Annotated in this window: 19 protein-coding genes, 1 tRNA gene and 2 rRNA genes; 10 read left to right on the top strand and 12 right to left on the bottom strand. The window is 46.9% G+C overall.

The features are described 5' to 3' along the window. Positions 1-29 precede the first annotated feature (29 nt). From gspF to gspC, 4 genes are read right to left on the bottom strand one after another with little or no spacing between them, the layout of a single operon-like run. Complete coding sequence (gene gspF / locus ACFFUV_RS15275; RefSeq protein ID WP_390194452.1) at positions 30-1,268, bottom strand: type II secretion system inner membrane protein GspF; 1,239 nt, start codon at positions 1,266-1,268, stop codon at positions 30-32. Continuing rightward, entirely contained in the window at positions 1,268-2,767 is a 1,500-nt protein-coding gene (gene gspE, locus ACFFUV_RS15270) for a type II secretion system ATPase GspE (RefSeq protein ID WP_390194451.1), read from the bottom strand. Before gspE ends, gspF begins: the two co-directional genes overlap by 1 nt. Then, the gene (gene gspD / locus ACFFUV_RS15265; RefSeq protein WP_390194450.1) at positions 2,764-4,800 is read right to left on the bottom strand and encodes a type II secretion system secretin GspD; all 2,037 of its coding nucleotides are present in this window, start codon (positions 4,798-4,800) and stop codon (positions 2,764-2,766) included. The genes gspE and gspD overlap by 4 nt, the downstream gene beginning before the upstream one ends. A gap of 33 nt (positions 4,801-4,833) precedes the next feature. Beyond that, positions 4,834-5,751 (bottom strand): type II secretion system protein GspC, encoded by a 918-nt coding sequence (gene gspC / locus ACFFUV_RS15260; protein WP_390194449.1) that lies wholly within the window; start codon positions 5,749-5,751, stop codon positions 4,834-4,836. A 283-nt stretch (positions 5,752-6,034) separates the two neighbouring features. Here gspC and hslR point away from each other — a divergent pair, with 283 nt between their 5' ends. The 4 genes from hslR (at position 6,035) to ACFFUV_RS15240 (ending at position 11,364) form a co-directional block, all read left to right on the top strand. Further along, complete coding sequence (gene hslR / locus ACFFUV_RS15255; RefSeq protein ID WP_390194448.1) at positions 6,035-6,421, top strand: ribosome-associated heat shock protein Hsp15; 387 nt, start codon at positions 6,035-6,037, stop codon at positions 6,419-6,421. A gap of 29 nt (positions 6,422-6,450) precedes the next feature. After that, positions 6,451-7,314, top strand: coding sequence for an Hsp33 family molecular chaperone HslO (gene hslO, locus ACFFUV_RS15250; RefSeq protein ID WP_390194447.1), 864 nt, complete (start codon positions 6,451-6,453; stop codon positions 7,312-7,314). A 344-nt stretch (positions 7,315-7,658) separates the two neighbouring features. Continuing rightward, positions 7,659-9,287 (top strand): phosphoenolpyruvate carboxykinase (ATP), encoded by a 1,629-nt coding sequence (pckA, locus tag ACFFUV_RS15245; protein WP_390194446.1) that lies wholly within the window; start codon positions 7,659-7,661, stop codon positions 9,285-9,287. A gap of 115 nt (positions 9,288-9,402) precedes the next feature. Then, positions 9,403-11,364, top strand: coding sequence for an AsmA family protein (locus tag ACFFUV_RS15240; protein WP_390194445.1), 1,962 nt, complete (start codon positions 9,403-9,405; stop codon positions 11,362-11,364). Here the strand turns inward: ACFFUV_RS15240 and ACFFUV_RS15235 are convergent. From ACFFUV_RS15235 to ACFFUV_RS15225, 3 genes are all read right to left on the bottom strand, one after another. Then, on the bottom strand, positions 11,334-12,260 hold the full coding sequence (locus ACFFUV_RS15235) for a bifunctional GNAT family N-acetyltransferase/hotdog fold thioesterase (RefSeq protein ID WP_390194444.1): 927 nt from the start codon (positions 12,258-12,260) through the stop codon (positions 11,334-11,336). The genes ACFFUV_RS15240 and ACFFUV_RS15235 overlap by 31 nt on opposite strands. A 64-nt stretch (positions 12,261-12,324) precedes the next feature. Continuing rightward, positions 12,325-12,759, bottom strand: a complete 435-nt coding sequence (dtd, locus tag ACFFUV_RS15230) for a D-aminoacyl-tRNA deacylase (protein ID WP_390194688.1) — start codon at positions 12,757-12,759, stop codon at positions 12,325-12,327. Between the two features lie 19 nt (positions 12,760-12,778). After that, the gene (locus ACFFUV_RS15225; RefSeq protein ID WP_390194443.1) at positions 12,779-13,675 is read right to left on the bottom strand and encodes a virulence factor BrkB family protein; all 897 of its coding nucleotides are present in this window, start codon (positions 13,673-13,675) and stop codon (positions 12,779-12,781) included. 87 nt (positions 13,676-13,762) lie between these two features. On the opposite strand from ACFFUV_RS15225, the gene ACFFUV_RS15220 reads away from it, so the two are divergent. Further along, positions 13,763-14,404 (top strand): DUF2959 domain-containing protein, encoded by a 642-nt coding sequence (locus tag ACFFUV_RS15220; RefSeq protein WP_390194441.1) that lies wholly within the window; start codon positions 13,763-13,765, stop codon positions 14,402-14,404. A 49-nt stretch (positions 14,405-14,453) separates the two neighbouring features. Here the strand turns inward: ACFFUV_RS15220 and ACFFUV_RS15215 are convergent, their stop codons facing one another. Both ACFFUV_RS15215 and typA read right to left on the bottom strand, forming a co-directional pair. Further along, entirely contained in the window at positions 14,454-14,975 is a 522-nt protein-coding gene (locus ACFFUV_RS15215) for an AAA family ATPase (RefSeq protein ID WP_390194439.1), read from the bottom strand. An 83-nt stretch (positions 14,976-15,058) separates the two neighbouring features. Then, a complete protein-coding gene (gene typA, locus ACFFUV_RS15210; RefSeq protein WP_390194437.1) occupies positions 15,059-16,888 on the bottom strand; it encodes a translational GTPase TypA in 1,830 nt (609 codons plus the stop codon). 500 nt (positions 16,889-17,388) lie between these two features. Between typA and glnA the strand changes: the two genes are divergently transcribed. From glnA to add, 5 genes are all read left to right on the top strand, one after another. Continuing rightward, positions 17,389-18,798 (top strand): glutamate--ammonia ligase, encoded by a 1,410-nt coding sequence (glnA, locus tag ACFFUV_RS15205; RefSeq protein ID WP_390194435.1) that lies wholly within the window; start codon positions 17,389-17,391, stop codon positions 18,796-18,798. 478 nt (positions 18,799-19,276) lie between these two features. After that, on the top strand, positions 19,277-20,323 hold the full coding sequence (gene glnL / locus ACFFUV_RS15200; protein ID WP_390194434.1) for a nitrogen regulation protein NR(II): 1,047 nt from the start codon (positions 19,277-19,279) through the stop codon (positions 20,321-20,323). A gap of 30 nt (positions 20,324-20,353) precedes the next feature. Continuing rightward, positions 20,354-21,757 carry a nitrogen regulation protein NR(I) gene (gene glnG / locus ACFFUV_RS15195; RefSeq protein WP_390194432.1) on the top strand — a complete coding sequence of 468 codons (1,404 nt, stop codon included), beginning with the start codon at positions 20,354-20,356 and terminating at the stop codon, positions 21,755-21,757. Positions 21,758-21,897: 140 nt separating this feature from the next. Beyond that, positions 21,898-24,435, top strand: coding sequence for a phosphodiesterase GepA (gene gepA / locus ACFFUV_RS15190; protein ID WP_390194430.1), 2,538 nt, complete (start codon positions 21,898-21,900; stop codon positions 24,433-24,435). A gap of 99 nt (positions 24,436-24,534) precedes the next feature. Further along, positions 24,535-25,539 (top strand): adenosine deaminase, encoded by a 1,005-nt coding sequence (add, locus tag ACFFUV_RS15185; RefSeq protein WP_390194428.1) that lies wholly within the window; start codon positions 24,535-24,537, stop codon positions 25,537-25,539. A gap of 193 nt (positions 25,540-25,732) precedes the next feature. Here the strand turns inward: add and ACFFUV_RS15180 are convergent. The 3 genes from ACFFUV_RS15180 to ACFFUV_RS15170 all read right to left on the bottom strand — a co-directional run. Next, positions 25,733-25,823 (bottom strand) — tRNA-Ser (locus ACFFUV_RS15180). A 159-nt stretch (positions 25,824-25,982) separates the two neighbouring features. Continuing rightward, positions 25,983-26,099, bottom strand: a 5S ribosomal RNA gene (gene rrf, locus ACFFUV_RS15175). A gap of 161 nt (positions 26,100-26,260) precedes the next feature. Further along, a 23S ribosomal RNA gene (locus ACFFUV_RS15170) occupies positions 26,261-26,468 on the bottom strand; the annotation flags it as partial.

Here is a 26,468-nt window from a genome sequence, read left to right as displayed (position 1 = left end):
TTTTCTCCAATTGATAGCGCACACGGGTGCTAGCCACTCATTAAATTATTCATTTCTAAAATCGGCATCATGGTTGCCATGACAATAAACAAAACTAAGCCTGCCATTAAGGCAATCAGTGCCGGTGTGAAAATACCCAAAGCGATATTCACTGTCGATTCAAAGTTGGTGTCTTGGTTATCTGCTGCGCGTGTCAGCATGCTTTCCAGTTCACCACTCTGCTCACCACTGGCTATCATATGCAGCATCATGGGAGGGAAGAGTTTAGTTTGCTCCAGAGCGCGACGTAAGCTCGCCCCTTCACGAACGTTGTCGGTGGCGATCAGCACTTGCTGCTTCACATAGTGATTCGACATCACATCCACCGCGACTTTCATGCCATCCAAAATTGGCACCGCACTTGAGGTACAAATCGACAAAGTGCGGGCAAATCGTGACGTATTTAAACCACGCGAAATTTTACCGATCAACGGCATTGAAATGATTTTACGATCCCACTTCAAACGTAAATTGGGTTTACTCAGGGCCCACTTCCCCACATAAATCGCGATACATACCACAATCAGCACCAAAAGCCCCCAGTTCTTGATAAAGTCACTGGAAGAGAGCAAAAACTGAGTGGATTTTGGAAGTTCTTGGCCCATCTGAACAAACTGCCCGACGATTTTCGGCACGACCGCAGCCAGCAAAAAGGCGACAATACCAATGGCAAACACCACCAGCACGACAGGGTAGATCATCGCCTGTTGCAGCTTGGAACGCATTTTTTGGCGGTTTTCTGCGTAATCAGCCAAGCGTTCAAGCACAGCATCAAGGTGACCCGATTTCTCGCCCGCTGACACCATTGAACGAAACAGTTCATCAAAGATATGCGGATAATCACCAAGGCTATCCGCTAAGGTATAGCCCTCGGTAACTTTAGATCGCACCGCGAGCAACATGTTACGAATACGCGGCTTTTCTGATTGCTCGGACACCGCACGCAAACACTCTTCCAATGGCATACCAGATTGAACCAGTGTCGAGAGCTGGCGAGTAATCAGCGCTAAATCCGGCGTACTTATCCCGCGCTTGAGGCCAACAGAGCTTGCCCCAGTTTGCTGCCCGCCAGCTCGCTGAGGTTTTCGCCCACAGGTGGTTGAAACCTCCACCGGCACCAAGCCTTGCTCTTTTAAACGCGCACGTACCTGGCGCGCATTATCGCCCTCAATGACACCTTTTTTGGTTTTGCCCTTGGCATCCAAGGCTCGATATTCAAACGCCGCCATTATACTTCCTTGGTCACACGCATGACTTCTTCAAGCGAGGTAATGCCAAGACGGACTTTCGACAAGCCATCCCCACGAATACTTGGTGTATGAGCACGAATGGCTTTTTCAATCGCCTGCTCACCCGCTTCGCTGTGGATCAACGCCTGGACTTGGTCATCGACGAGCAACAGTTCGTGAATCCCGGTACGACCTCGATAACCTTTATGGTTACATCGTTCACAGCCATGCGGCTTATACAACGTCAGCTCTTGGTCTTCATCGAGATCAAACAGGCGCTTTTGTTCTGCATTCGCCATATAGGGCTGCTTACAATCGCCACATAAGGTGCGCACCAAACGTTGTGCGAGCACCCCCAAAAGCGATGATGAAATCAAAAATGGTTCAATGCCCATATCTCGCAAACGAGTAATCGCGCCGATTGCCGTGTTGGTGTGCAATGTTGAAAGAACCAAGTGACCCGTTAAAGAGGCTTGTACGGCAATTTGCGCCGTTTCAAGGTCACGAATCTCACCGATCATCACCACATCCGGATCTTGACGCAAAATAGCACGTAAGCCGCGGGCAAAGGTCATATCGACTTTCGGGTTAACCTGAGTTTGGCCAATGCCATCGATATCAAATTCAATAGGGTCTTCTACCGTGAGAATATTGCGCTCGTTGCTATTCAGCTCTTGCAAGCCAGCGTACAAGGTGGTCGATTTACCCGACCCAGTTGGACCTGTCACCAACAAAATGCCATGTGGGCGTTCAATAATGTGGCGGAATTGGTCATGGGTTGCAGGCGTCATACCTAAACTGTGTAAATCGAGACGAGTTGCGTTTTTATCCAGCAAACGCATGACCACACGTTCACCATGTGATGATGGCATGGTTGATACCCGAACATCGACGGCTCGACCACCAATTCTAAGCGAGATACGACCATCTTGCGGTACCCGCTTTTCGGCAATATCCAGTTTCGCCATGACTTTAATCCGCGATACCACCAGCGGAGCAAGCTTACGGCTCGGGCTTAAGACTTCACGCAAGACGCCATCCACCCGAAAACGGATCGATAACGTCTTTTCAAAGGTCTCGATATGAATATCCGACGCGCCTTCTTTGATCGCTTCACCAAGCATGGCGTTGATCAATTTTATGATCGGCGCATCATCTTCAGATTCGAGCAAGTCTTCGTCTTGCGGAAGCTCTTCGGCCAGTGAGAAAAAATCTTCTTTATCGGCCCCCAAATCTTCCATGAGCTGACGAGCTTCCGACGAGTCACGCTGATAAGCGATGGTCAGTTTGAGCTCAAACGCCTCACGACTGACTTCTTCGAGCTCAAACGGCTCTGCGGCCACGCGGCGTACTTCAAGTAAGGATTCAATATTTAGCGGCGCAACATAATAGAGCACCAATTGCTGCGCATCATTAGGCTCTAACACCATCTTAAAGCGATTGGCGAAACTGAACGGCAATCGGCGATAAACGGCGGCGGCCGAGAGAGTTTCACTCATCGTTGTTGGATTTCCATTTGATCAATAAATGCTTGAATTTCTGCAGGATGACCGAGTTCTCGCCCAAATTTAGGCAATACTGGAATGTTGTTGTCATCCATTAACGTCAGCCCTTTATCTGCTTTATAAAGCTGTTCCGCGCGAATAAAGTTATATTTACGCTGAGTGATACCATCAGCGGTCACGCCATCGCGAATGATGGTCGGCTTAATAAACACCATCAAATTACGTTTTTGTACTTCGGTGTTCGTCGACTTAAACAAATACCCAAGCACTGGAATATCGCCAAGCAGCGGCACTTTAGACTCACTTTCCACAGCACGCTCATCAATTAAGCCACCCAGCACAATCATCTGCCCGTCATTGACCATCACTGACGTATTGAGTTGGCGTTTAGCAAAGCGCACGTCTACCGCGCCATTAGCGCCTAACACGTTAGACACTTCTTGCTCAATATTCAGTTGAACCGAGTCCCCTTCGTTAATCTGCGGCACCACTTTGAGTTTGATACCGACCTCTTTACGGTCGACGGTTTGGAATGGGTTGTCATTGTTCGACCCCGCCGCTGAGCCAGTGATCACCGGCACTTCTTCACCGACAATAAAAGACGCTTCGCCATTGTCCATCACGGTGATACTCGGTGATGACAAGATATTTGAATTCGATTGGTTAGATACCGCTTGAATCAGCGCGGTCCAGTCACCCATTAGCACACTGACTGCCGCACCATTGACGCCGGACAGCGCCGAAGCGAGCGTGGAGTAATCCCCTTCTTCCACCGATTGACGCGTTTGCCAAGAACCACTGTCTGAATCCCAATAGCTCTCTTCGGTGGTGGTGTCTTTCGCCTCTTCAAGACCGACCATCACTTGACCAATTTGCGCATTACTGTTGCCGTATTGAATCACAGAGCCACTTTCCAAAGAGCCCCATTGAATCCCTAGGTTAATCCCGTCACCTTCTGACATCTCCACAATCAAGGCTTCAATCAAGACTTGAGCACGGCGAATATCCAACTGAGCAATCACATCTTGCAGTGCAATCATGATATCGGGCGGAGCAGTCAAAACTAATGAGTTAGTGCCCTCATGCGCTGCAATCATCACTTGGTCACGGTTATTACCGGATGTGGTCGAGCCTTTCGCCCCCGTTGCTTTTTCTGCTTGCAGATTATCAGAGACCCCTTTGAGCACCTCGACTAAGTCTTCGGCTTTGGCGTATTTGAGGTAGACAACTTTATTATTGCCCTTGGTTGCCATCTCGACATCAAGCTGTTTAATCAAACGCTTAAGACGAGCACGAACTTGAGGTTCACCAGAGATAAGAATCGAATTGGTACGATCATCCGCCACCAATTTGGGTTCCAAAAAAGCGGGCGTATTTTTCGAATCTTGAGTTTTATTCAGCGCATCGACAATCCGCACCATTTCAGCCGCCGAAGCGTTCGCCAGTTCAACCACTTCAATGTCTTTGTTACCGGCTTGATCGACACGTTTGATGATGTCGGCTAGGCGATTCACCACCGCAGCTCGGCCAGTAATCAAAATAATATTCGCCGGATCGTAATGCACCACATTACCGGCGCCCGCGTTATCGTTCAGTTGGCGCAGCAAAGGGGATAATTCACGTACTGAGACATTACGCACCGCAACCACACGAGTGATCACGTTATCGCCACGAACGCTATCGTCACCAACAACCGGAATGGCAGAGGTTTTGGCATCCTTGGCTTTAATGACCTTGATGACCCCATTTTCCATCTCAACCACGGCGTAGCCATACACTTCCAAAACATTCAAAAAGAAACTGTAGTATTGGTCTTCCGAAAGCATATCGTAGCTGCGCACGTCAATTTTACCGCGCACCGATGGATCAACAATGATGGTTTTCTCTAGGTTGCGTCCGACGATATTAATGAATTCTTGAATATCCGTTCCTTTGAAACTCGCACTATATTCATTGGCGACGGTCATTGGCGAGACCAACAGGCTCCCGAGTAATAACCATGCACTTTTATTGAGCCAATGCTTCACTGTGTTCTCCTTTAAGAGCGACTTAAGCCACGCTTATAATGAAATATAAATATCGTAAGGTTGACCGTCGCGCTCAACCGTTAAATTCAGTTCGGTTAAATCGGAAATTGACTCAAAAATTTCAGTCATCACCTCTGGGTCCGATAAATCCTTTCCATTGAGTTGCACAGCGATATCGCCTTGTTGCAAACCCACTTCGTTAAATAATGCCGCGCTACTGCCCGGGCTCAATCGATAGCCGATAACATCATTATCACGCTTCACTTGAGACATTCGAATGTACTGGAAGATCTGCTGAGGGTTTTCTTGAATATCCGCACGCACATCATCAAGGTTTAATGTTCGTTTTGGTCGCGAAGCATTGCTTGCTTCTTCACGCTCACGCGGCGCACCACGTTCGCTATCTCGTGGTTGCTCAGTAGAACGCTTGCTGTAATCAATGCCTTGAAGCATAACGGTTTCATCACGCCCGGCATTATTGACAATCACACGGTCACTGTGAACCGCGACAATTTTCGCTCGCGTTCCTTCAATCATCTCATTGATGCCATAGGTCGATTGCTGGCCACGATTGGCAAGCACTGCCAAGCTCAATTCGGGTTGAGAACTGGTCACCACGCCCACCAGCGTGACATTAAGCCGACTTTTAGGGGCATCTTGTACCACTTTGGGCTGCGGCTTAGTTTCCGTTTGATAACGGCCAAACAGGTTACCGCGCTGTATCGCTGAGACATCAAGCTGCTGATTTGGTTTCGTCTGGTTCGAAACTTGTTGTGTAGGGGACCATGGAACAAGCGCGGTTGTTGGTAAGAATAACCATACCATCTGCCCCAAAAGCCACGCCGTCGCAACCGCAAATATACAGGCCACTATGCGGCTAATTCGTGTTTGATTGGTAAGAAGGGGTTTAAAAAACGCTGCTGGGTTGGTTGTGATATCGCGAAAACTCACGCTTATTCCTTTGTGATCAATTCAGCCCATAGAGACCCTATAGACGGGAACTTGTTCAATTCCTTTGACTCAAGCTTTATTAAGGATGTTCAAGTTGTGCATATCCTACTAAGTTCGTAGCCAATCTACAAAATAAAATATCTCACACAATATACCACTACGAGCATATTGTTTGAGACATGAATAGATTTTTAGATCTCGCTTGAAAAATGCGAACATTGTCACCATTGTTTACACATCTATCAAAGCAAGGACTCTACATCCTTAGAGGTAAAATATCCTAATGGGTTCCAACACAGAAGCCGTTCGCCTAGATAAATGGCTGTGGGCCGCACGTTTTTACAAAACTCGATCCATAGCTCGTAACATGGTTGATGGCGGCAAAGTTCATTATAATGGGCAGCGCAGTAAACCAAGTAAAGTGGTTGAACTCGGTGCTGTGATCACGCTACGTCAGGGTAACGAAGAAAAAACCGTGACGATAGAAAAAATTTCTGACCAACGACGCGGTGCGCCAGAAGCACAAACCTTGTATAGCGAAACCGCCGATAGTATCGCTAAACGTGAAGATAATGCGCTGCGCCGTAAACTTCATGCGGTCAACCCGGCGCCAGATCGTCGTCCGGACAAAAAACAGCGTCGTGACATCATTAAATTTAAACATCAATAAGCTGAGCACTCTTGAGAGGAAATCGCCACATGGCAAACAATGCACTACATCGCTACCTATTTGAAAACTTATCTGTTCGTGGCGAGTTGGTACAATTGGACGAAACATACCAACAGATCATTTCAAGCAAGGAGTATCCAGCAGCGATTAAAACGTTGTTAGGAGAGCTATTGGTGTCAACGACACTGTTAACTGCCACACTGAAATTTGAAGGTTCTATCACCATCCAATTGCAAGGTGATGGCCCGGTTTCACTGGCCGTAATTAACGGTGATCACGACCAAAAAGTACGCGGTGTTGCGCGCTGGGAAGGCGATATTGCCGATGATGCAACGCTGCATCAACTGATGGGTAAAGGCCACATGGTGATTACCATCGACCCTAAACAAGGCGAACGCTACCAAGGCGTGGTTGGCTTGGAAGGAGATACGCTAACAGACGTGATTGAAGGTTACTTCGCCAACTCAGAACAGCTTAAGACTCGTTTATGGATCCGTACTGACGCGCAGCACGCTGCAGGAATGCTATTGCAAGTCATGCCTGATGGCACTGGCAGCGCTGACGATTTCGAGCACTTAGAGCAGCTCACCGATACTATTAAGTCTGAAGAGCTATTTACGCTCCCAGCGAATGAATTGCTATATCGCTTATATAACCAAGAAACCGTGCGCCTGTTCGACCCTCAACCTGTCGAGTTCCATTGCGGTTGTTCACGCGAACGCAGTGCTGCAGCGATTACAACGCTGCCAAAAGCTGAGGTTTATGAAATGCTTGCGGAAGCTGGCAACATCTCCCTGCACTGTGATTACTGTGGAACCACTTACGTCATCGATGAAGCGGAAGTGGGTGAGTTGTTTGCTAACCATGGTCAAGACTCCCAAACGTTGCATTAATTCACTGCTTTTATCAAGCACGATAATTCCCCTAAAAAGCCAGCGATCTGCTGGCTTTTTTTGTGATCGACCTCCCCTCAAAGCCCGCCATGACTGCGTTATTCGCAATACTTATTTTTTTGGAATTAATAATCAACTAGGGCTAGCACTAGACTTAAAGCCCACGATAAACTGATAGAGCCAATATGTGACGAGACGCCTAATACCCCATCAAAACTGTGGTTATTTTTTGAACTATATCCCTGTTTTGGCTTAGGCCCGTTGCTAGCATGGTGAGCAAACAAAAAATTAGAACATTATTACAATATAAATATTCCCTACAAAAATTCCGATAAGGAGCACCTATGACCGTTATGGAACATACTAAGGCTGCAACAATAGACCTTTCCCAATACGGGCTTCAAAACGTAAAGGAAATCGTACGCAATCCCAGCTACGAAATGCTTTACGAAGAAGAGACTCTCCCTCAACTCGAGGGGTATGAAAAAGGGGTCGTCACTGAACTCGGCGCAATCGCGGTTGACACTGGTATTTTTACTGGCCGCTCACCGAAAGATAAATACATTGTCAAAGACGCTACCACTCAGGAACACATGTGGTGGACTTCCGATGCAGTGAAAAATGATAATAAACCGATTAGCCAAGAAATTTGGAACGATTTAAAAACAACGGTCACTGACCAGCTTTCCGGCAAACGTCTGTTTGTGATTGATGGTTACTGTGGTGCCAACCCAGATACTCGTCTCAGTATTCGTGTCATTACTGAAGTGGCATGGCAGGCTCATTTCGTTAAAAACATGTTCATTCGTCCAAGCGATGAAGAACTGGTAGGTTTTGAGCCAGACTTCGTCGTAATGAACGGTGCAAAATGCACGAATCCAAACTGGGAAAAACAAGGTCTGAACTCTGAAAACTTCACGGTTTTCAACCTCACTGAACGCATGCAATTGATTGGCGGAACTTGGTACGGCGGCGAGATGAAAAAAGGTATGTTCGCGATGATGAACTACTTCTTGCCTTTGCAAGGTATCGCTTCAATGCACTGTAGCGCCAACATGGGTGAAAAAGGCGATGTTGCTGTCTTCTTTGGTCTTTCAGGTACAGGTAAAACAACGCTTTCAACCGACCCTAAACGCGCGTTGATTGGTGATGACGAGCACGGTTGGGATGACGATGGCGTGTTTAACTTCGAAGGTGGCTGCTACGCAAAAACCATCAAGCTATCAAAAGAAGCAGAGCCCGATATCTACAACGCGATTCGCCGCGATGCGCTGCTCGAAAACGTCACCGTTCGTCCTGATGGTTCAGTCGACTTTGATGATGGCTCAAAAACCGAAAATACCCGTGTGTCTTACCCGATTTACCATATCGACAACATTGTTAAGCCGGTATCTAAGGGTGGGCATGCAAATAAAGTCATCTTCTTATCTGCAGATGCGTTCGGCGTATTGCCTCCGGTATCAAAACTGACACCAGAGCAAACGAAGTATCATTTCCTCTCTGGCTTTACAGCCAAACTGGCGGGTACTGAGCGAGGAATTACCGAACCAACCCCGACCTTCTCTGCCTGTTTTGGCGCGGCGTTTTTAACCTTGCATCCAACCAAATACGCAGAAGTATTGGTGAAACGCATGGAAGCCGCTGGCGCAGAGGCATACTTGGTAAATACCGGTTGGAATGGAACTGGTAAGCGAATCTCGATTCAAGATACGCGCGGCATCATTGATGCGATCCTCGATGGCTCAATTGAACAAGCCAACACCAAGCATATTCCAATCTTTAACTTGGAAACGCCAACGTCACTACCGGGTGTTGACCCTGCAATTCTTGACCCTCGTGACACCTATGTGGACCCACTGCAGTGGGAAAGCAAGGCTAAAGATCTCGCAGAGCGCTTTATCAATAACTTCGAGAAATACACCGATAACGCCGAAGGTCAATCTTTGGTCAGCGCAGGTCCGCAGTTGGATTAAGTGACATCAACGGAAAATTAGCATTAAAGCCCCTCTTTTGAGGGGCTTTTTTATTGAAGCCGCACTCGAAATGTTTCAATCTAGATCATCATCGCTGACGAGGTACAACAAAAGAATGAAAAAAGCAGGATTCGGGTTACTGTGGTTATTGTTGCTGCTGGCTGTTGTGCTTAGCGCAGCTTTTGGCGCGCTTTACACCCCTTATGCCACACCACTGGTTAACCGACTGCTGCAATATGCGCCGATCACCATTCACGCCCAGCGGATTGAATACCAATATCCTGCCCACTTCACGCTCAACCACGTTCAATTGGAAAAATCCACGATTCAAGTTGACCAAGTTCAGGCATGGCTATCTGTGCCGAAGTGGCTTGATGGTGAGTGGCAATTCGACAGTATTCTACTTGACGGATTGGATCTCACCACCGAGCAGCTATCCGATATAGCACAAGACGCTCGTCATATTGATACTCAGCAGTTGGCGATCAAAAACCTCAAGCTCACCGCACAAAACTGGCAGATTCATGAACTGAGTATTCAAGTGCAAAAACCGCAATGGTTGAGCACTCAGCAAACTCTGCCTTATGGCAATCTACAAATTTCGGCTGGGGTATGGAGAATCCATGACCAAACACTGAGTGATATTCTTATTGACGCAGAATATCGCCAACAAAATAGCACTATCTATGGCGCGTCTTTTCATTGGCGTGACGCGATGATTTCCGGCCAAGCAGAGCAGTATTCTCAAGGCTGGTCTCTGGTTAACGCCACCATCAATCAATTACAACTTGCCGACAATCAACCGCTGTTAGATCTATTGGATTTATGGTCACCGTATACTCATCACCTATTTCACATCAATAGCTTAGACCTACTCAATAGTTCTTTTACGCTGCAAGGCTACCGCTTTAATAACGCCGATATCTCGCTAGAGGATATCGACCTCAACCACTCTCTGTATCAGCAGCCAAAAGCGAGCATCTCCTTTAATGCCGAAAGCCTAGATGGCGAACAATGGCGCTTTATCGAACCAAGCGCCAATATCGCTTTTGCCAATCAGCGTATTGAGATTGAAGATTTTGATACTGAGTTTGAACAGGGCCGCTTACAATTAGCCGCTACCATCACGCCAGAAGAACTGATTTTTCATCATCTCAATCTGAGCGATGTCAAAATCCTTGAGCGAAGTGAGCACTACGTACAGCACGTTCGTCAATGGTTAAAGCGCTTTAGCTACGTCAAACTCGATCAACTCAACGTACAACGCGGACAGATCATCCAAACCGATCTCGCACCGTATTGGCAATTAACCGGGATTAACGCCTCAGGCTCGCAACTGAGTTTGGTTGAACACCACCAGCTCGGGCTATGGAGTGGACAAGCTGAGCTGTCTGCGAATAACCTAAGTTACGACCAAGTCTATGGCTCGCAGGGGATTGTAGAGCTTTCAGCGGATCAAGGTCGCTGGCAGATCGATCGGTTATTTGTACCGCTAAGACAAGGATATGTGGATCTCGTGGCGAGTGGTGACCTCAATGCCATCAGCCAACCTTGGACCCTAACCGCGACCGGAGATGGCCTTCCACTGAGTTTGGGGCAGCGCTACTTTTCAACCCCAGTCGAGCTGAGTGGATTTGCTGAGTTTAATGCGACACTACGCGGCTTAGCGGGCGATGACTCGATGTTAGCTCACTCTTTATCCGGTGACATCGCTGGCTCGATTCGCGAAGGGCAAATTCAAATGCCTGTCACGGTTGAAGCCACTCCGGCGCGCAGTCAATTTGAGTTTAGTACCATCAACCTCCACGCCGATCGCGGACGAATGACAGTGCGTTCAGAGGCCTCTGAGGGTGCGTCATTGCTTGGGGAGCTAGACTTAGTAAATCAGCAATCGAGCACCCTCGCATTAACCATTGACGGTGAGTGCGGTAAATTTCATGCCAATCTCGCTACGGGTACCCTAAAGGCCATCTCCAAATCGTGTCCCAGTGTGTTACCTGATCCCGCACCGAGCGCCAAATTACAGCAAAGCTCAGCAGCGGAAGATCACACCTCTGACGCCGCAATCATCGATTGATAGTTAGGAAGTAGCATATAGGTGCCAGTAAATTCAACCGCTGGCACATCATCGCTATATATCACGACATGAATGACGATACGTGCTTTACGTCCAGACTCGAGACGATCTAAATCGCCACTAATGCCATCCAGAGTGGTGGATGCAACTGGGCTGTGCTCAACGGGGTGGCTATAACGTATGCGGCTGTCAGCCAATACGATATCGGCGCTCAGTCCACGCTCTTTCATCAATAGCCAGGTCATTCCCCAGCCTGTTAAGGTTGCGAGGGTAAACGCTGATCCCGCAAACATGGTGTTGTGCGGATTGAGGTTCGGGTTGAGCTGCGCGCTACACTCAAATTGATAGCCGTTGTATTGATTGATTTTAATGCCCATTTTGTCGCTGATCGGGATTTGTGTCTCCCAGCGCGCTTGCAGTTCTGCGCACCATTCAGGATTGCGCAATACATTGGACATTGGATTAAGCGGCTTGACCATCTGCTGATGGCGCACCGGACCACGCTCATCGTTGAGCTCACCTCTGCGTTCAAAGCCATTTTTTTCATAAAAAGCGATCGCATCTTCGCGAGCGCTACATACCAATCGCTTCGCACCTTCTTTGAGCGCCAGAGACTCCAGCGCCACCAAAAGCAGCGATCCCATCCCTTTATTACGGCGATTCCCTTTGACCGCCATATAGCGCACTTGGGCGTCGTTATCTGGGGTGATGTATAAGCGTCCAATGGCGATTGGGCGACCACGGCTGTCCGTAATCATACGGTGATGGCTGGTGGCATCGTATTCATCACGCTCAGAGCCAATCGGCATACGCCACGGCTCACGTAGCATTTGCCAGCGAAAATGGTAGTACTTATTGAGCTGGTTATCCGTTTTGGGGGTAATCAGTTTAAACATAGTTATCCCTTAAATTATTCAGCCTGGCACTGTTGCAACGCAGGCTGTCATCCCTGAACTTATATTAGACTTGTAACCAAAAAGTGACAGGACCGTCATTCACTAAAGAGACTTTCATTTCGGCTGCGAATCGGCCGCGCTCTGTAGGCAGCACACTTTGGCACTGATCGGCAAAGTAATCATATAGACGCTGCGCATCTGCGGGGTGAGCACCACGCGAAAATCCGGCACGCGTGCCTTTTTTGGTGTCGGCTGGTAGCGTAAATTGCGACACCACCAACACCTGACCATTCACTTGCTGGACGTTGAGGTTCATTTTTCCCGCCTCATCTTCGAATACGCGATAGGTGGCAACCCGCTCAACCAAGCGCTTCGCTTTGGCTTCATCATCCTCTTTTTCGACCCCGAGCAAGACCAACAAGCCTTGGTCAATGGCACCGACAATCTCGCCATCTACCTTGACGGCAGCTTCGCTCACACGCTGAATCAAAGCGATCATCATTACTCCTAGGTTGTGCTTATTGTGATTGTTCGCTGTCTGAGTCTACCACGAGTTGAGGTTTCGCCCATTGCTCGTGTTCACCCAAACTGGCCGTCACTTCTGCACCAATTAACACAATAAACCAGCATAAGTAGACCCAAACGAACAAAATCGGAATGGCAGCCAACGTGCCGTAAATCAACTGATAAGATGGAAATTGAGTAATGTAAAATGCAAAACCATTTTTGATCAGTTCAAATAAAATGGCCGAAGTGGCCGAGCCGATCACCGCATGGACAAAGCGCACAGTTTTATTGGGCACCAATAGATACAGCCCCATAAACGCGCAGAACGACAGAAATACAGGGAGCCATGGTAATAATCCACTGTATAAGCCAGACAAGGTTTCGTTCTCGATCAACTTCAGTGACGTAATGTAAGAGGTGACCGCAATGCTGGTTCCAACCAAAATCGGGCCCAGCGTGATCACCATCCAATACATAGCAAAAGAAAACATAATTTGTCGCTGACCACGCGCACGCCAAATATAATTTAAGTTCTTATCGATATTAGAAATCAGCATTAAGGCAGTGATAAACAAAAACAAACTGCCTACCGCGGTCATTTTCCCGGTATTCTGAATAAATTCACTCAGCGCGGTACTGACGGCTTCTCCCGCGGCTGGCACGAAATGAGTGATCACAAACTCTTGAATGACATCTGCGCTATTCGCAAACAATTCAAATGTCGATAGGACCGAGAACAGAACCGTTAACATCGGCACTAGTGACAACAATGTTATATAGGCCATATAACCGGCACTGACGCTCACTCGATCATGCATTACCCTCGCAAATAGGTGGCGAAAGAATCGCACGCTGAGTCTTGCGAACGCGGCAGTTTTCATCTTGTAACTGCTGAGTCTGTGGTTCATGCTATTACCTAACAATCTGTGCCTCAAAGCTCTAGTGTAGCCCGAGGCTGGTTTGACTATTCACTTAAAAACGGAAAGAAATTCATCATGCCTTACTTGTTAGCCATCCTCATCTCTCTCGTCACACTGACGGGTTGCCAATCTGCCTACTACTCTGCCATGGAACAAGTGGGTTACCACAAGCGCGATATTATGGTTGATCGCGTCGAAGATGCCAAAGAGTCTCAACAAGATGCTCAAGAAGAGTTTTCCAGCGCACTTGAAGCGCTTTCAGCACTCACCAATTACGATGGTGGTGAACTCGAAGCTATGTACAACAAAATCAATGCAGAATACGAAGACAGTGAAGCGGCCGCGCAGGACGTCCGTGACCGTATTGCCGCTATTGAAGATGTCTCTAGCGCCCTATTTGAAGAGTGGCAAGAAGAGCTTGAGCTGTACTCTAACGCCTCTTTACGCAGCAAGAGCCAAGCCAAAATGCGCAACACCCAATCATCTTACCAAAGTATGATTAGTGCCATGAAACGCGCTGAGCAAAAAATGAATCCAGTTCTCGACACACTACGCGATAATACGCTGTATCTAAAGCATAACCTTAACGCCAGTGCGATTGGTTCATTACAAGGTGAGTTCTCAAATCTAGAACTTGATATTCAAAATGCGATTAAACAAATGAATGCGGCGATTGCTGAATCCGATAAGTTCATTGCACATTTAAATGATAAATAATCCAACGTTGGACTAAACATCAAAGCATGGTTTCGGCCATGCTTTTTTATTATTGCACGTAGCTCAGTATAAATTCACTGCGTTGCTCGACACTCGCCCAAGGCACCTCAACCACTTCATACCCTAACACCTGATAGCTTTGTACCAGTTGTCGATGAATGTCTAGGGCCTGTTCAAACGGATATGGACGAATCTCATCTTGTACATAGATAGCCGCCTGCGGGCGACAAACAAAGACTTGCGGATAGTAGTCTTGGCTGGCTTGAAGATACGCCTCATCGGGTGTAAAGCCGCCCAGAGTCAGGTAGCCACAAATATCACCAATCGCGCGATCAAAAAATGCCAGAGGCAGGGCCTCCGCCTGCTGCTTATGTTGACACATAGCATCTAGGCACAATTGAGCAAAGGCCGGTAAATCATGCCAAGGGAGAATGCCATCCACACGCTGGCTTTGGACTTCGATAAGCTGGCGGGGCACCTCAGAAAACGTATGAAAGCCCCTATGAGCCAAGTACTCAATTAAAGTGGTTTTCCCTGCGCCAGGCCCACCACTAATGATCACCTTTTTCATGCTTCATTTGCCTATTAACCAATAGAAAAAGCCCCGAATTGCTCACAATCCGGGGCCTAACAATAACGGCTTACTTGGCGAAGTTACTTCGCACCACGTCCAGCACGTTTACGGTCATTTTCCGTCAAGTAACGCTTACGAATACGGATGTTTTCTGGCGTCACTTCAACCAATTCATCGTCATCGATAAACTCTAGAGCTTGCTCTAGTGTGTACTTAATCGCCGGAGACAGAACTTGTGCGTCATCGGTACCTGAAGCACGAACGTTCGTTAGCTGCTTACCTTTCAAACAGTTAACTGTTAGGTCGTTTGAACGGTTGTGAATACCGATAACTTGGCCTTCATACACTTCGTCAGCGTGTTCAGCGAACAAACGGCCGCGCTCTTGAAGGTTAAACAGTGCGTAAGTCAGTGCTTTACCAGTGGCGTTAGAAATCAGTACACCATTGTTACGTTGACCAATAGTACCGCCTTTGTGAGGACCGTAGTGATCAAACGTATGGTACAGTAGGCCTGAACCAGAGGTGAGTGTCATGAACTCGGTTTGGAAACCAATCAGACCACGAGATGGCATGATGAAGTCCATGCGTACACGGCCTTTGCCATCTGGCGCCATGTCTTTCAGTTCACCTTTACGCAGACCGATGTTTTCCATGATGCCACCTTGGTGCTCTTCAAGCACGTCGATAGTCACGGTTTCAAACGGTTCCATTTTTTGACCATCTTCTTCTTTGATGATCACTTCAGGACGAGAAACAGCAAGCTCGAAGCCTTCACGGCGCATGTTTTCGATCAGGATAGAAAGGTGAAGCTCACCACGGCCTGATACACGGAATTTATCTGGATCGTCAGTTTGCTCAACACGCAGCGCTACGTTGTGCACCAATTCTTTCTCAAGACGCTCAAGAATATTACGCGAAGTGACGAACTTACCTTCTTTACCTGCAAATGGCGACGTGTTGACCTGGAAGGTCATGGTAACGGTCGGTTCATCAACTGACAGCGGTGTCATCGCTTCAACTGCGTTTGGATCACAGATGGTGTCAGAAATTTTGAGCTCACCAAGACCGGTAATCGCAATAATGTCACCCGCGTTAGCCTGGTCAACTTCATGACGCTCAAGGCCCAAATAACCCAAAACCGTACCCACTTTACCGTTACGTTTTTTGCCATCTGCGCCAACGATTGTTACTTGTTGGTTTGGTTTAACAGTACCGCGAGTCACACGAGCAACACCAATAACCCCAACATAAGAGCTGTAGTCGAGCTGAGAGATCTGCATCTGCAGTGGGCTTTCTAGGTCAACATTTGGCGCATCAACGTTCTCAACGATCGCTTCAAACAACGGCTCCATGTTTTCGCCCGTTTCGCCTTCTTCTAAACTCGCCCAACCATTTAGCGCTGAAGCATAAACGACTTGGAAATCAAGCTGCTCATCACTGGCACCTAGGTTATCAAACAGGTCAAACACTTGGTCCATTACCCAGTCAGGGCGTGCGCCCGGACGATCGATTTTGTTGATAACGACAATCGGCTTCAAGCCATGAGCAAACGCTTTTTGCGTTACGAAACGAGTTTGTGGCATTGGGCCATCAACGGCATCAACAATCAGCAGAACACTATCAACCATTGACATGATACGCTCAACTTCACCACCGAAGTCCGCGTGTCCAGGGGTATCAACGATGTTAATGCGGTAATCATTCCAGTTGATCGCCGTATTTTTCGCCAAGATGGTGATACCACGTTCTTTTTCGATGTCGTTCGAGTCCATGACTCGCTCTTCGATTTCACCGCGAGACTCTAGGGTACCGGATTGCTGAAGTAGTTTGTCTACCAGCGTGGTTTTACCGTGGTCAACGTGCGCGATGATCGCGATATTTCTTAATTTATCAATCTGTGGAGTAGTCATGGAATTCGATTCACTCGGTATAAGAAGCACATCTTCTAATTGTAACCGTTAAAAGGCATGCTCACTTGATTAAAAAAACGTCCGTAATGTACCAGATTTTAGAGAAAAGCCTAGAAATATGTGATCTAACCCTGTGCTTTTTGCTGAGTGTTGCCAGCATTGCGATAAATATGCATCAAATTCGGTTTTTTCCGACCTTGTCCACATTGACAAAGCGGTTATTAAAAGGCTCAATGATTTTTCAAAATGTCACATCATGGTGCACACAACACATAAAACGCACACAAATGGTGCATAAAAGGATCATTGTGGTGCACGCATTTGCCCGAAAATGGGCATAAATTTCACAACATGCTGATTTATATGAAAATTGTTTTCTGGCATGGAATTAGCTTTACGGAAAATAGCATCGATTAATTAAATTGAGATGAAATTAATCAATGCTGGATTCAAAAGGAATTCGGCTTTCACCGCTTTAATAACACTGGAGGTTATCCAAGATGTCAGTAGAAAATGTTTTATCGCTGATCCAAGAAAACGAAGTTAAGTTTATTGACCTGCGTTTTACCGACACGAAAGGTAAAGAGCAACACGTCTCTATCCCTGCGCATCAAGTTGACGCAGACTTCTTCGAAGAAGGTAAGATGTTTGACGGCTCATCTGTTGCAGGTTGGAAAGGTATCAACGAATCTGACATGGTGATGATGCCGGATGCAACCACAGCCGTTCTAGACCCATTTACAGAAGAAGCAACGCTAAATATCCGTTGTGACATTCTTGAGCCTTCAACAATGCAAGGTTACGACCGTGACCCACGCTCTATCGCACACCGTGCAGAAGAGTACATGCGTTCAACCGGTATCGCTGACACTGTATTGGTGGGCCCAGAACCAGAATTCTTCCTATTTGATGATGTGAAGTTCAAATCAGATATGTCTGGTTCTTACTACAAAATCGACGATGTCGAAGCAAGCTGGAACTCTGATACCGACTACGAAGAAGGCAACAAAGGTCACCGTCCTGGCGTGAAAGGTGGTTACTTCCCAGTACAACCTGTTGATTCATCACAAGATATCCGTTCTGCTATGTGTCTGATCATGGAAGAAATGGGTCTTGTTGTAGAAGCACACCACCACGAAGTAGCAACTGCGGGTCAAAACGAAATCGCAACTCGCTTCAACACGCTAACCAGCAAAGCTGACGAAATCCAAATCTACAAATACGTTGTTCATAACGTTGCTCACGCATTTGGTAAAACAGCAACCTTTATGCCTAAACCACTTGTAGGCGATAACGGTAGCGGCATGCACGTTCACCAATCTCTAGCGAAAGACGGTGTTAACCTATTCGCTGGCGACAAGTACGGCGGTCTATCTGAAACAGCACTGTACTACATCGGTGGTGTTATCAAACACGCTCGCGCAATCAACGCATTTGCAAACGCATCAACCAACTCTTACAAGCGTTTGGTTCCTGGATTCGAAGCACCTGTTATGCTTGCTTACTCTGCACGTAACCGCTCTGCATCAATCCGTATCCCAGTGGTACCAAGCCCTAAAGCTCGTCGTATCGAAGTTCGTTTCCCAGATCCAACAGCAAACCCATACCTAGCGTTCTCTGCGCTACTTATGGCTGGTCTTGACGGTATTAAGAACAAGATCCACCCTGGTGATGCAATGGATAAAGATTTGTACGATCTACCAGCAGAAGAAGCCGCAGAAATCCCAACTGTTGCTGAATCTTTCAAAGGCGCTCTAGACGCACTTGATGCAGACCGTGAGTTCCTAACTGCTGGCGGCGTATTCTCTGACGACTTTATCGACTCTTACATCGCTCTAAAATCTGGCGACGTAGAGAAAGTAAACATGACAACTCACCCAGTTGAGTTTGAACTTTACTACTCTGTATAAGCGTTAAGTGATTTGAAAAGCTCGCCAATGGCGAGCTTTTTTTTACCTCAAAGCACCATGACGGTAAACTGGCGAAGCACTCCTCACCAAAAAAGAACACCATATAATGATTCAGCACTAACCACTGCGTGGTGATGTATTGACCCACCAAAGTGGCGCATTTTTATGCCACAAAATGCTTAATAACGTCATATCACTCTCAAATCGTATTTGTCTTCAATAACCATCGTTATTGGCAAAAATGTCAACCAATTGTATTAATTTCAGATCGTTAGATACGGCAAGCTTATTGCATCATTGAGGGGAATCACGGTGCATATGCAGACCCTGATTTTTGCATGTTGTCTAAGGTCTTAAATTAACAAGGCTTATTGGAATTAAGCTTCAGCTTAAACAGGTTATGCGCCATACTTGGGAAAATACAGTGCACCATATTAGGGCAGTGCACCCTAATGATACATTGACAAGGATATCAACTGTGAGTCCAAAGCTAAGTGACATCATTCTAGACAACTTAGTGACCGCCACATTAATCATGGAAGAGTCACTATTGGTGCGTTACGCCAACCCTGCCGCAGAGCAGCTTTTTTCTCAAAGTGCGAAACGTATTGTTGACCAGCCGTTATCGAATCTTATTCAACACGCCTCGCTTGATCTCGCGCTTCTTTCCCAGCCTCTACAAAGTGGGCAAAGCATTACCGATAGCGATGTGACGTTTGTCGTCGATGGGAAACCATTAATGCTGGAGGTGACCGTCAGCCCTATCTCTTGGGAAAAAGAGCTGATGTTGCTGATTGAGATGCGCAAAATTGGCCAGCAGCGCCGCCTAACGCAGGAGCTCAACCAACATGCGCAACAGCAAGCCGCCAAACTATTAGTGCGAGGACTGGCTCATGAAATTAAAAACCCGCTTGGTGGCTTACGTGGCGCAGCGCAGCTCTTAGAACGCACTTTGCCCGATGAATCACTGACCGAATATACCCAAATTATTATTGAACAGGCCGATCGCCTGCGTTCGCTGGTTGATCGTCTACTTGGCCCTCAAAAACCGGGGAAAAAGAAACCGATCAACTTGCACTTACTGATCGAGAAAGTTCGCCAACTGGTGGAGTTGGATATTGGTAAATCCGTCGTCATTGAACGTGACTACGACCCGAGTCTGCCCGATATATTGATGGATCCGGATCAGATAGAACAAGCACTGCTTAATATCGTCAGCAACGCGGCAGAGATTCTCTCCAAGCAAGAACACGGAGAAATCCGCATTCGCACCAGAACAGTGCATCAAGCCAATATCCATGGTCAGCGCTGTAAACTGGCGGCGCGCATTGAAATTATTGATAACGGGCCAGGTATACCCACAGAGCTTCAAGACACCTTGTTCTATCCGATGGTCAGTGGCCGCGAAGGCGGTACCGGGTTAGGACTTTCAATTGCACAGAACTTAATTGACCAGCACAACGGCAAGATTGACGTTGAAAGCTGGCCAGGAAGAACCATTTTTACGATTTATTTGCCGATTTAAAGGCATCGCATTGCTGTAAGGAATTCAATTATGAGTAAGGGATATGTCTGGGTCGTAGACGATGACAGCTCAATCCGCTGGGTAATGGAGAAAACATTATCCTCGGCCGATATCAAATGTGAGACCTTTTCCGATGCGGAAAGCGTATTACTGGCGTTAGAACGTGAAACGCCAGATGTACTGATCTCCGATATTCGCATGCCAGGCATCGATGGCATCGAGTTACTGGCACAAGTGAACAACAGCTATCCGGAGCTACCGGTTATCATTATGACCGCGCACTCCGATCTCGATGCAGCGGTCAACGCGTATCAAAAAGGGGCATTTGAGTACTTACCTAAGCCCTTTGATGTCGACGAAACCCTGACCTTGGTGGAGCGTGCCGTCACTCACAGTCACGAGCAAAAGCAAGAACAAGCGAAAGAAGAAACGCATACTTATGCAGCACCAGAAATCATTGGTGAAGCGCCTGCGATGCAAGAGGTGTTTCGCGCTATCGGCCGCCTATCTCGCTCATCGATTTCCGTATTGATTAACGGTGAATCCGGTACTGGTAAAGAGCTAGTTGCACAAGCACTGCATCGCCACAGTCCCCGTGCGCAAAAGCCATTTATTGCCCTCAATATGGCCGCCATTCCTAAAGACCTGATTGAATCAGAGCTGTTCGGCCACGAAAAAGGCGCGTTCACGGGTGCCAATAATATTCGTCAAGGTCGCTTCGAGCAAGCCAACGGCGGGACACTGTTTCTTGATGAAATCGGTGATATGCCACTCGATATTCAAACTCGCTTGTTACGTGTCTTGGCCGATGGACAATTTTATCGTGTGGGTGGTCATTCTGCGATTAAAGTCGACGTTCGTATCGTCGCAGCAACCCACCAAAATCTTGAAAAGCTGGTCCATGAAGGGGATTTTCGTGAAGACCTTTTCCACCGTCTTAATGTCATTCGTATCCATATTCCATCGCTGCGCGAACGTCGCCAAGATATTGAAAAGCTGACGCTGCATTTCTTGGCTCTGGCTTCAGAGGAGTTAGGGGTCGATGTCAAAACACTTCATCCATCGACCGTAGAGATTCTTAACCAGCTCGATTGGCCAGGTAACGTGCGCCAACTGGAAAATATCTGTCGCTGGCTAACCGTAATGGCAAGTGGTAGTGAAATTCTCCCGAGTGACTTGCCTTCGGAGCTTCTTGAAGAAAAATCACTGCACCATTTCTCTGATGAAGTCAGCTGGCAGCAACAATTAGCCAATTGGGCGAAAAAAGCCCTTTCCCAAGGGGAAACGGAACTGTTAGCATTTGCACTCCCTGAGTTTGAGCGCATTTTGTTAGAAGTGGCCTTAGAACATACTAAAGGACACAAGCAAGATGCCGCTAAAGTATTGGGGTGGGGTAGAAATACACTGACAAGAAAACTAAAAGAGCTTTATTAAAGGTTGCTCCCACGAATTCGTGTTGTACCTTGTAAGTACCAAGTTACTCGTCACATAATGAAAAAGTTGTAAATCTCTCCCTACTATTCATTATTACATGTGGTACAACACGAATACATACGCTTCTTAAGAGCTTTTTTATGCGCACAATAAATCAAATAACGTTAAAAACAGCGGTGGTTTTTCCTTTTGTCCTGATTTTTTTATTCGCCATTGGCATCATCGTTATTGTGCAAAAAAATAACTACGAAACCATGGTATCGGATGTCAGTACTAAACAGCTGTCGACCATGACCTCAAACGTTAACCTTGAGCTGCGTAATTTCCTTAATCGTCCATTTCAAGCCAGTTTACAACTCAGCCACACGTTAGGTTTCAATCAGTTTTACCGCAAAGATAATACTCAAGATATTGAAAAATACCTAATCAGCGGTTTTCGCAATCTCTACCGAGAAATTCCGCAAATAGACGCCATCGGTTTTGGTGGTATCAATGGTGAATACGTCGGTTTTCGTAAAGAACTCAATGACCGATACACCTTAATGCTTCAGGATGACCGTACTCGCAATCAACTGGTTATCTATCGTGGCGATGAAGTCAACGATGATATTCGTTCGCTGGTGCCTGAGTATGACCCACGAACTCGCCCTTGGTATGTGCCTGTCGCCCAAACAGAGCGCCCTATGTGGTCATCCATCTATGCAAATGTTGATGAACGACAAGATATCACCTTGTCGGCCTTAAACCCTGTTTTTCAAGATCAGCGCTTTGTCGGGGTAATGGTCACCGATGTTAAAATAGATACCTTTAGTGCTTTTCTGCGTGAAAAGCAGAAAGAAACCAACGCGCTTATTTATCTCTTTGATCCCAAACATCGCCTGATCGCTCAATCTTCTACCGGAAGTATTGTCTCTTGGGGAACACAGTACAGTGATAAAGGTGAGCGTTTACTTCTGACAGAAAACAGTAATCCTGTGATTCGTAAAAGCGCTCAACAAATCATGCAAACCGACCTCCCTAAACCTGGCGATGTCGACCAGTTTACCTTTTTGCTTGATGAAGAGCGTTACTTCAACCGAGTGACCCCTTATATCGATCAATATGGCCTGAAATGGTACATCGGCGTCGTAATTCCTGAAGGAGACCTACTCGGCGAATTGGCGCGCAGCCAGCGAGACAGTTGGGTGATTGGCTTATGCGTCAGTCTTCTTGGCATTTTGGTGGGGCTGATTGCTTTTAACAAAGTGACGGCGCCTATCACTTCCACCGCTACCGCGGCGAGAAACCTTGCCAAAGGCGACTGGGAAAGCCAAATGCCAAAGCCGGGGCACATTTATGAAACGACCATGCTGGTTCACGCGTTTACAGAAATGGCCAACAACCTAAAAGCCACCTTTAAAGCACTGCGTTCACAGCTGCTGTATGACTCACTCACCAAGCTTTATAGCCGCGAGGGGCTAATCGATACCTGTGATAATTTACGCAAGCTCAATGGCTGTTTATTCCTGATTGGTATCAATAAGTTCCGTGATATTAACGACAGCCTCGGTCATTACAAAGGTGACCAACTGTTGGTTATCATCTCCGAACGCCTGAAAGCACTGTTTGAAAAAGATGCATACATCGCTCGTATTGGCGGCGATGAATTCGCTATTTATGTCGATAACCCCGCAATTAAGATTGAGGCGTCCCTCATGGCGAACCGCATCCAAAAGATGTTTGCTTCGCCTTTCAGCATGCAGCAAGAAAATGTCGTGGTAAACGTGTCCGTGGGTATTGTTGCTGAGGGATCACCGTCCAATATGACCTTGTGGTTGCGTAACGGCAGTATTGCGCTTAGCAATGCCAAACAAGAGCCGACAAAAATCAGCTATTACAAACCAGAAATGGCCGACCTCTCGCGACGCAAAACACAAATGCAGGCAAAAATTAAAGACGCGTTGGAAAACGAAGAGTTTGTTCCTTATTACCAGCCAATAGTCGACTTGAAAACTGGCCGTGTCGTTGGCGCGGAAGCGCTTGCACGCTGGCACTCTAATCAAGGCGTCATTCCACCGCTTGAGTTTATTTCCATTGCTGAAGAAAGCGGATTAATCGCTCCAATCGGCAAACAAATCCTGACAAAAGCCTGTTCCGATACCGTAAAAGGGATGCAGCAAGGTAAATGGGAAAGCGACTTTAATCTCCACGTCAACTTATCCGTCGATCAATTATCGATGCCCGACTTTATCGATACGCTCAAACACGTTTTGACACGCACAGGTCTACAACCAGAAAATTTAACACTGGAAATTACTGAGTCACGTATCGTCGATAATGACCCTATTATTGTCAAAAACATGCAGTCGATTCGCGAGCTCAATGTGCATATCGCGATCGATGATTTTGGTACCGGTTATAGCTCCCTTGCTTACCTGCATAAATTGCCATTCAACTGCTTGAAGATAGACCGAACGTTCGTCAACAAACTGAACGATAAAGAGCTCGACAATTCGGTGGTGGCCGCGATTATCAATATGACCAAAGGCATGAATGTCAATTTAGTTGCCGAAGGGATCGAGACGGAAAAACAAGCCGAGATGCTGGTTGAACTCAATTGTCCTCTAGGCCAAGGTTTCCTTTACAGTCGCCCTATGCCCTATGAAGAGTGGCCAACACAATTCGTAAACACTGATTAAAATCCAAGCACAAAAGGAACTTTTGCCAGCCCTCGCTACTGACAGCGAGGGCTCGGGTTTTTATACTTATCAATATCACCTTTAATTGGAATAATCATAATGATAACCAAATCTCTCCCCGTCACTGATTTGCATCGCCACCTTGATGGCAATATTCGCACCCAAACCATTTTGGAATTGGGGCAAAAATTTGGGATTGCTCTTCCTGCAAATAATATTAAAGACTTAACCCCACATGTGCAGATTGTCGAAGCTGAGCCTTCATTAGTTGCGTTTCTTTCAAAGCTCGATTGGGGTGTCGCCGTTCTTGGCGATCTGGATGCCTGCCGCCGCGTCGCTTATGAAAATGTTGAAGACGCGCTCAACGCGCAGATCGATTATGCGGAATTGCGCTTTTCTCCGTATTACATGGCGATGAGACATCAACTGCCTGTTGAGGGTGTGGTTGAGGCTGTCATCGACGGTGTACAGGCGGGTAGCAAAGATTTTGGTATCAAAGCGAATCTTATCGGTATTATGAGCCGTACCTTTGGCACCGAAGCATGCCAGCAGGAGCTTGATGCGATTCTAAGCCACAAAGACAAGATTGTTGCAGTTGACCTTGCAGGTGATGAACTTGGCCAGCCTGGAGAGCGCTTCGTTAAGCATTTTTCGCAAGTAAAAGATGCCGGGCTCAGCGTGACCGTTCATGCGGGTGAAGCCGCAGGTGCACAAAGCATGTGGCAAGCGATTGAAGAATTAGGCGCGACCCGCATTGGCCACGGCGTTAAAGCGCTTGAGGATCCAAAGCTGATGGATTATCTCGCCAAGCACCGTATCGGTATCGAATCTTGTCTTACCTCCAATATTCAAACCAGCACGGTTGCTTCGCTTAGCCAACACCCGCTTAAAACTTTCTTGGACAACGGTGTATTAGCTTGTCTAAATACTGATGACCCTGCTGTTGAAGGTATTGAACTACCTTATGAATATGAAGTAGCAGCGCCAAAAGCAGGCTTAAGTGCTGAGCAAATTCGCCAAGCTCAAATCAATGGCTTGGAGTTAGCCTTCTTGTCTCAACAAGAAAAACAAGCGCTAAAAGAAATGGCAAGCAAGCGCGCTTAAATTTCAATTTATTACGCCTGGCCGATGCTTAGCATCGGCTTTTTATTGTCTGCAACTCGCTCGGCGAGTAACACGAATAGCGATAGCGAAGTAGAGTAGGGTAGAGAAATCATCTTGCCGCAAAGGTCGCTGGTTGTTTATTTACGATAGACGTAAAAAAGCCCGCTGATTTCTCAGCGGGCTTTCTCAATAGTGGCGGAGAGATAGGGATTTGAACCCTAGATACGCTATTAACGTATGCCGGTTTTCAAGACCGGTGCTTTCAACCACTCAGCCATCTCTCCACAAATTGTTATCTAAACAAAGTCTTATAAAGATTTGCTTTATTTAGATTATCTTGCGTTATGTGCTGTAGATTTTGAGCTGAGACACGCAGCATACAAATGTATGTGAGTATCGCAAGCATCAAAAGATGCAAACTATAACCAAGATAAGCAAATAAAGCCTGGCGATGTCCTACTCTCACATGGGGAAGCCCCACACTACCATCGGCGCTAATTCGTTTCACTTCTGAGTTCGGCATGGAAATCAGGTGGGTCCAAATCGCTATGGTCGCCAAGCAAATTCTTTTTAAACCCGCTCATTCAAGCAAGTTTATCTGTTTTACTTTCACTTTTTCTAAAAAAGTGAAAACAAAAAGTTTGGAAAGCTGGTTTCGTTCTGTTTCTTACACATTCAATTCTGTTCTTGCTTTGAGCCCACAAAACCCCTTGGGTGTTGTATGGTTAAGCCTCACGGGCAATTAGTACAGGTTAGCTCAACGCCTCACAACGCTTACACACCCTGCCTATCAACGTCGTAGTCTACGACAACCCTTTAGGACGCTTAAAGCGCCAGGGAGAACTCATCTCAAGGCTTGCTTCCCGCTTAGATGCTTTCAGCGGTTATCAATTCCGAACTTAGCTACCGGGCAATGCGTCTGGCGACAC

Source organism: Vibrio olivae, from assembly GCF_042428525.1.
Taxonomy (GTDB): Bacteria; Pseudomonadota; Gammaproteobacteria; order Enterobacterales; family Vibrionaceae; genus Vibrio; species Vibrio olivae.
This window is presented reverse-complemented; position numbering and strand designations above follow the sequence as displayed.

What these genes read in the sequence shown, in the direction of transcription:
- pckA (WP_390194446.1), top strand. Translation starts at nt 7,659, where the DNA reads ATGACCGTTATGGAACATACTAAGGCTGCAACAATAGACCTTTCCCAA.
- hslO (WP_390194447.1), top strand. Translation starts at nt 6,451, where the DNA reads ATGGCAAACAATGCACTACATCGCTACCTATTTGAAAACTTATCTGTT.
- ACFFUV_RS15220 (WP_390194441.1), top strand. Translation starts at nt 13,763, where the DNA reads ATGCCTTACTTGTTAGCCATCCTCATCTCTCTCGTCACACTGACGGGT.
- glnA (WP_390194435.1), top strand. Translation starts at nt 17,389, where the DNA reads ATGTCAGTAGAAAATGTTTTATCGCTGATCCAAGAAAACGAAGTTAAG.
- add (WP_390194428.1), top strand. Translation starts at nt 24,535, where the DNA reads ATGATAACCAAATCTCTCCCCGTCACTGATTTGCATCGCCACCTTGAT.
- dtd (WP_390194688.1), bottom strand. Translation starts at nt 12,759, where the DNA reads ATGATCGCTTTGATTCAGCGTGTGAGCGAAGCTGCCGTCAAGGTAGAT.
- gspE (WP_390194451.1), bottom strand. Translation starts at nt 2,767, where the DNA reads ATGAGTGAAACTCTCTCGGCCGCCGCCGTTTATCGCCGATTGCCGTTC.
- gepA (WP_390194430.1), top strand. Translation starts at nt 21,898, where the DNA reads ATGCGCACAATAAATCAAATAACGTTAAAAACAGCGGTGGTTTTTCCT.
- typA (WP_390194437.1), bottom strand. Translation starts at nt 16,888, where the DNA reads ATGACTACTCCACAGATTGATAAATTAAGAAATATCGCGATCATCGCG.
- ACFFUV_RS15225 (WP_390194443.1), bottom strand. Translation starts at nt 13,675, where the DNA reads ATGAACCACAGACTCAGCAGTTACAAGATGAAAACTGCCGCGTTCGCA.
- hslR (WP_390194448.1), top strand. Translation starts at nt 6,035, where the DNA reads ATGGGTTCCAACACAGAAGCCGTTCGCCTAGATAAATGGCTGTGGGCC.
- gspF (WP_390194452.1), bottom strand. Translation starts at nt 1,268, where the DNA reads ATGGCGGCGTTTGAATATCGAGCCTTGGATGCCAAGGGCAAAACCAAA.
- glnG (WP_390194432.1), top strand. Translation starts at nt 20,354, where the DNA reads ATGAGTAAGGGATATGTCTGGGTCGTAGACGATGACAGCTCAATCCGC.
- ACFFUV_RS15215 (WP_390194439.1), bottom strand. Translation starts at nt 14,975, where the DNA reads ATGAAAAAGGTGATCATTAGTGGTGGGCCTGGCGCAGGGAAAACCACT.
- ACFFUV_RS15235 (WP_390194444.1), bottom strand. Translation starts at nt 12,260, where the DNA reads ATGTTTAAACTGATTACCCCCAAAACGGATAACCAGCTCAATAAGTAC.
- ACFFUV_RS15240 (WP_390194445.1), top strand. Translation starts at nt 9,403, where the DNA reads ATGAAAAAAGCAGGATTCGGGTTACTGTGGTTATTGTTGCTGCTGGCT.